Source organism: Streptomyces muensis (assembly GCF_021474425.1).
GTDB lineage: Bacteria > Actinomycetota > Actinomycetes > Streptomycetales > Streptomycetaceae > Streptomyces > Streptomyces muensis.
The window spans coordinates 1-5,475 of record NZ_JAKEIP010000395.1 but is presented as its reverse complement, the minus strand read 5'-3'; the positions used below and the strand labels follow the sequence as shown (position 1 = coordinate 5,475).

The following is a 5,475-nucleotide window of genomic DNA, read 5'->3' as shown; positions in this document are numbered from 1 at the left end:
GTGTGGGGGGCCGTCGGCGGGGTGCCGGGGCTGCTCGGGTTCCGGGCCGTGAACACGCTCGACGCCATGGTGGGGCACAAGTCGCCCAAGTACCGCCGCTACGGCTGGGCTTCGGCCCGGCTTGACGACGTGGCCGGCTGGCCGGGCGCACGGCTGACCGCCGTACTGGCCGCTGTCACGGGCGGTGACCCCCGGGGAGCCGCACGGGCCTGGCGGGCCGACGCCGGGCGGCACCCGAGCCCCAACGCCGGTCCTGTCGAGGCCTCGTTCGCGGGGGCGCTCGGGGTACGCCTCGGCGGGACGCTGTCGTACGGCGGGCGGGTCGAGCACCGGCCGGTGCTGAACGGGGCGGGGCGTGCCGTCGCCGTCCAGGACATCGAGCGAGCCGTACGGCTGTCGCAGCGCGTCGGCTGGCTGGCGCTCGGCGTCTGTGTCGCCGCGCGCCGTATCGCGAAGGGACGTACGTCATGACGGGCGGGGGGCTTCTCGTCGCCGGTACCACCTCGGACGCCGGCAAGAGCGTCGTCACGGCGGGAATCTGCCGGTGGCTGGTGCGGCAGGGGGTCAAGGTCGCGCCGTTCAAGGCGCAGAACATGTCCCTCAACTCGTTCGTGACGCGCGAGGGCGCGGAGATCGGGCGGGCGCAGGCCATGCAGGCGCAGGCGTGCCGGGTGGAGCCGACCGCGCTGATGAACCCGGTGCTGCTCAAGCCCGGTGGCGAACGCAGCAGTCAGGTCGTGCTGCTGGGCAGGCCCGTGGGCGAGATGAGCGCACGCGGGTACCACGGCGGGCGACAGCAGAAGCTGCTCGGGACCGTGCTCGACTGTCTCGCCGAACTGCGGGACACCTACGACGCGGTGATCTGTGAGGGGGCCGGGTCTCCGGCCGAGATCAATCTGCGGCGGACCGACATAGTGAACATGGGCATCGCCCGCAGCGCCCGGCTGCCGGTGCTGGTGGTCGGCGACATCGACCGCGGGGGCGTCTTCGCCTCCTTCTTCGGAACCGTGGCGCTCCTCTCCCCCGAGGACCAGGAGCTGATCGCCGGGTTTCTCGTCAACAAGTTCCGGGGCGACGTCTCGCTGCTCGAACCCGGGCTCGACATGCTGCACGGCCTCACCGGCCGGCACACGTACGGCGTCCTGCCCTTCCGGCACGGCCTCGGCATCGACGAGGAGGACGGGCTGCGGGTCTCCCTGCGGGGGACGGTCCGGGAGTCCGTCGTCGCGCCGCCCGTCGGCGAGGACGTGCTGCGGGTCGCGGTCTGTGCCGTGCCGCTGATGTCCAACTTCACCGACGTGGACGCCCTCGCCGCCGAGCCCGGTGTCGTCGTGCGGTTCGTGGACCGGCCGGAGGAACTGGCCGACGCGGACCTGGTGGTGCTCCCCGGCACCCGGGGAACCGTGCGCGCGCTGGAGTGGCTGCGGGAACGGGGACTCGCGGAAGCCCTGGTGCGCAGGGCCGCCGAGGGGCGGCCGATCCTGGGCATCTGCGGTGGTTTCCAGGTGCTCGGCGAGCACATCGAGGACGAGGTCGAGAGCCGCGCGGGGCATGTCGACGGGCTCGGGATCCTGCCCGTGCGGGTGCGGTTCGCCCCGGAGAAGACCCTCACCCGGCCCGTCGGCGAGGCCCTCGGGGAGCGGGTCGAGGGGTACGAGATCCATCACGGGGTCGCCGACGTCGTGGGCGGGCAATCCTTCCTCGACGGGTGCCGGGTCGGTCAGACCTGGGGCACCCACTGGCACGGCTCGCTGGAGTCGGACGGTTTCCGACGGGCCTTTCTGCGCGAGGTCGCGGCCGCCGCGGGCCGACGCTTCGTACCGGCCCCCGACACCTCGTTCGCCGCGCTGCGCGAGGAGCAGCTCGACCGGCTCGGCGACCTGATCGAACAGCACGCGGACACGGACGCGCTCTGGCGGCTCATCGAGTCGGGCGCGCCGCAAGGACTGCCCTTCATTCCACCGGGAGCGCCCGCATGAGCACACCCTTCCCCTTCACGGCCGTGGTCGGCCAGGACGACCTGCGGCTGGCGCTGCTGCTGAACGCCGTGTCACCGGCGGTCGGCGGTGTGCTGGTGCGCGGCGAGAAGGGCACCGCCAAGTCGACGGCCGTACGGGCGTTGTCGGCGCTGATGCCGGAGGTCCCCGTCGTCCCCGGGTGCCGCTTCTCCTGCGACCCCGCGCGGGTGGACCCCGGGTGCCCGGACGGGCCGCACGAACCGGGGGCGGGGGCCGAGCGCCCCGCCCGTATGGTCGAGCTGCCCGTCGGCGCCTCCGAGGACCGGCTGGTGGGCGCGCTGGACATCGAGCGGGCGCTGTCGGAGGGCGTGAAGGCCTTCGAGCCCGGCCTGCTCGCCGACGCGCACCGCGGGATCCTCTACGTCGACGAGGTCAACCTCCTCCACGACCACCTGGTCGACCTGCTCCTCGACGCGGCCGCGATGGGCGCGTCGTACGTCGAGCGCGAGGGTGTCTCCGTACGGCACGCCTCGAAGTTCCTCCTCGTCGGCACCATGAACCCCGAAGAGGGCGAGCTGCGGCCGCAGTTGCTGGACCGGTTCGGACTGACGGTCGAGGTCGCCGCCTCGCGGGAGCCCGACCAGCGGGTGGAGGTCGTACGCCGCCGTCTCGCCTACGACGACGACCCGGCCGGCTTCGCCGCGCGCTGGGCGGACGACGAGGCCGAGGTGCGTGGGCGCATCGCCGCCGCGCGGGAGTTGCTGCCGTCGGTGCGGCTCGGTGACGGGGCGCTGCGGCAGATCGCGGCGACCTGTGCCGCGTTCGAGGTGGACGGCATGCGGGCCGACATCGTGATGGCGCGTACGGCGACCGCGCTGGCCGCGTGGGCCGGGCGGACCGATGTGCTCGCCGAGGACGTACGGCAGGCGGCGCTGCTCGCGCTGCCGCACCGCAGGCGGCGCAACCCCTTCGACGCGCCGGGACTCGACGAGGACAAGCTCGACGAGACGCTGGAGGAGTTCGCCGGCGACGACGAGAGCGAGAGCCGGAACGAGCACGAGGGCGACGAGGATCCCGATCCGGACGGGCCGGGCGGGGGCGGCGGGCAGCCGCCTTCCGGGCCGCAAGCGCCTGACGGGCCGCAGGGGCCGCAGAGCGGTGACGCGGGTGCGCCGCCCGAGGCCGGGGAGGGCGGACAGCCGCGGGTTCCCGGTGCCGGGGAGCAGCAGCCGGTGCGGGCCTCGGAGCCGTTCCGGACCAAGGTGCTCAGCGTGCCCGGTCTCGGCGAGGGCGCGGCGGGGCGGCGTTCGCGGGCGCGGACCGAGCACGGGCGGACGACCGGGGCGCGACGGCCCCGAGGGGCGCTGACGAAGCTGCATCTGGCCGCCACCGTGCACGCGGCCGCCCCGCATCAGCGGACGCGGGGGCGGTCGGGGCCGGGACTGGTCGTGCGGCGCGACGATCTGCGGCAGGCGACCCGGGAGGGGCGCGAGGGCAATCTCGTGCTGTTCGTGGTCGACGCCTCGGGGTCGATGGCGGCGCGGCAGCGGATGTCCGCGGTCAAGGGAGCCGTGCTCTCGCTCCTGCTGGACGCCTACCAGCGGCGGGACAAGGTGGGGCTGGTGACGTTCCGCGGGACGGGCGCGGACGTGGCGCTGCCGCCGACCTCGTCGGTGGACGCGGCGGCGGCCCGGCTGGAGTCGCTGCCGACCGGGGGGCGTACGCCGCTCGCGGCCGGGCTGCTCAAGGCGCACGAGGTGCTTCGGGTGGAGCGGCTGCGGGATCCGGCGCGGCGGGCGCTGGTCGTCGTGGTGACCGACGGGCGGGCCACCGGCGGACCGGAGCCGGTGGCTCTCGCCGGGCGGGCCGCGCGGCTGTTCGCCGCCGAGGGGATCGCGTCCGTGGTCGTCGACTGCGAGGCGGGGTACGTGCGGCTGGGGCTCGCCGGGCAGCTCGCGGGTGAGCTGGGCGGTGCGGCGGTGACGCTGGAGGAGTTGCGGGCGGACTCGATCGCCGGGCTCGTCCGGGATGTTCAGGGTGGATCGCAGGGTGGGTCGAACAGGAGGGCCGCGTAATGCCGCAGGGGCAGCCGAGTGTGGTGCCGAACGATGGGCTGACGACTCGTCAGCGTCGTAATCGGCCGCTGGTGATGGTGCACACCGGGGTGGGCAAGGGCAAGTCCACCGCCGCCTTCGGGATGGCGCTGCGCGCCTGGAACCAGGGGTGGCCGATCGGGGTGTTCCAGTTCGTCAAGTCGGCGAAGTGGAAGGTCGGCGAGGAGAACGCGCTGCGGGTGCTGGGGGCGAGCGGTGAGGGGGGCACCGTCGACTGGCACAAGATGGGCGAGGGCTGGTCGTGGGTGCAGCGTGACGATCAGATGGACAACGAGGAGAAGGCGCGGGAGGGCTGGGAGCAGGTCAAGCGGGACCTGGCCGCCGAGTCGTACAAGCTCTACGTGCTCGACGAGTTCGCCTATCCGCTGCACTGGGGCTGGGTCGATCTGGACGAGGTGATCGACGTGCTGCGGGAGCGGCCCGGGACGCAGCATGTCGTCATCACCGGGCGGAACGCTCCCGAGAAGCTTCTCGACTTCGCCGACCTGGTGACCGACATGTCCAAGGTCAAGCACCCCATGGACGCCGGGCAGAAGGGGCAGCGGGGTATCGAGTGGTGATGCCCCCAACGCCCTCGTTCACATCCTCGTCCGCCTCCGCTTCCGTGCCCCGGCTGGTCATCGCCGCGCCCTCGTCCGGCAGTGGGAAGACCACCGTCGCCACCGGGTTGATGGCCGCGCTGGCCGAGCGGGGGCTCGCCGTGTCTCCGCACAAGGTGGGGCCGGATTACATCGACCCCGGGTATCACGCGCTTGCCACCAGGCGGGTGGGGCGGAACCTCGACGCGTATCTGTGCGGGCCCGAGTTGGTCGGGCCGTTGTTCCTGCACGGGGCGCGGGGCTGCGACATCGCGGTCGTCGAGGGGGTCATGGGGATGTTCGACGGGGCTGCCGGGCAGGGGGAGCTGGCGTCGACCGCGCATGTGGCGAAGTTGCTGCGGGCGCCGGTGGTGCTGGTCGTCGACGCGTCGTCGCAGTCGCGGTCGGTGGCGGCGTTGGTGCACGGGTTCGTGTCCTGGGATCCGGAGGTGCGGGTCGGGGGGGTGATTCTGAACAAGGTCGCTTCTGATCGGCATGAGGAGTTGTTGCGGGAGGGGTTGGAGTCGGCGGGGGTGCCGGTGTTGGGGGTGTTGCGGCGGACGGCTCAGGTGGATACGCCGTCGCGGCATCTGGGGTTGGTGCCGGTTGCCGAGCGGCGGGGGGCTGCTGTGGATGCGGTGGCTGCCATGGCTGCGCAGGTGCGGGGCGGGTGTGATCTGGAGGCGTTGGTCGCGCTGGCGCGTAGTGCGGGGGTGTTGTCTTGTGCGGCCTGGGATGCGGCTGAGGTACTGGCTTCTTCGCCCCCGCCGCCCCTACCCGTCCCTGTCTCTTTATACACATCTCCGAGCCCACGAGACCTGTTAT

General features: G+C 73.1%; 5 protein-coding genes. All 5 read left to right on the top strand.

What is annotated here, in order from left to right; genetic code table 11:
* Positions 1-471, top strand: a 471-nt coding sequence (locus L0P92_RS41650) for a cobalamin biosynthesis protein (RefSeq protein ID WP_234768341.1), incomplete at its 5' end; no start/stop codon positions are given.
* On the top strand, positions 468-1,979 hold the full coding sequence (locus L0P92_RS41645; RefSeq protein ID WP_234768340.1) for a cobyric acid synthase: 1,512 nt from the start codon (positions 468-470) through the stop codon (positions 1,977-1,979). The genes L0P92_RS41650 and L0P92_RS41645, both read left to right, overlap by 4 nt.
* Complete coding sequence (locus L0P92_RS41640) at positions 1,976-4,033, top strand: putative cobaltochelatase (RefSeq protein ID WP_234768339.1); 2,058 nt, start codon at positions 1,976-1,978, stop codon at positions 4,031-4,033. Before L0P92_RS41645 ends, L0P92_RS41640 begins: the two co-directional genes overlap by 4 nt.
* Complete coding sequence (gene cobO / locus L0P92_RS41635; protein ID WP_234768338.1) at positions 4,033-4,632, top strand: cob(I)yrinic acid a,c-diamide adenosyltransferase; 600 nt, start codon at positions 4,033-4,035, stop codon at positions 4,630-4,632. Before L0P92_RS41640 ends, cobO begins: the two co-directional genes overlap by 1 nt.
* A partial coding sequence (locus L0P92_RS41630; protein ID WP_234768337.1) for a cobyrinic acid a,c-diamide synthase CobB occupies positions 4,632-5,475 on the top strand: 844 nt, incomplete at its 3' end. The genes cobO and L0P92_RS41630, both read left to right, overlap by 1 nt.

Excerpts from the sequence above, each read along its gene's own strand:
- cobO (WP_234768338.1), top strand. The coding sequence starts at position 4,033 with ATGCCGCAGGGGCAGCCGAGTGTGGTGCCGAACGATGGGCTGACGACT.
- L0P92_RS41645 (WP_234768340.1), top strand. The coding sequence starts at position 468 with ATGACGGGCGGGGGGCTTCTCGTCGCCGGTACCACCTCGGACGCCGGC.
- L0P92_RS41640 (WP_234768339.1), top strand. The coding sequence starts at position 1,976 with ATGAGCACACCCTTCCCCTTCACGGCCGTGGTCGGCCAGGACGACCTG.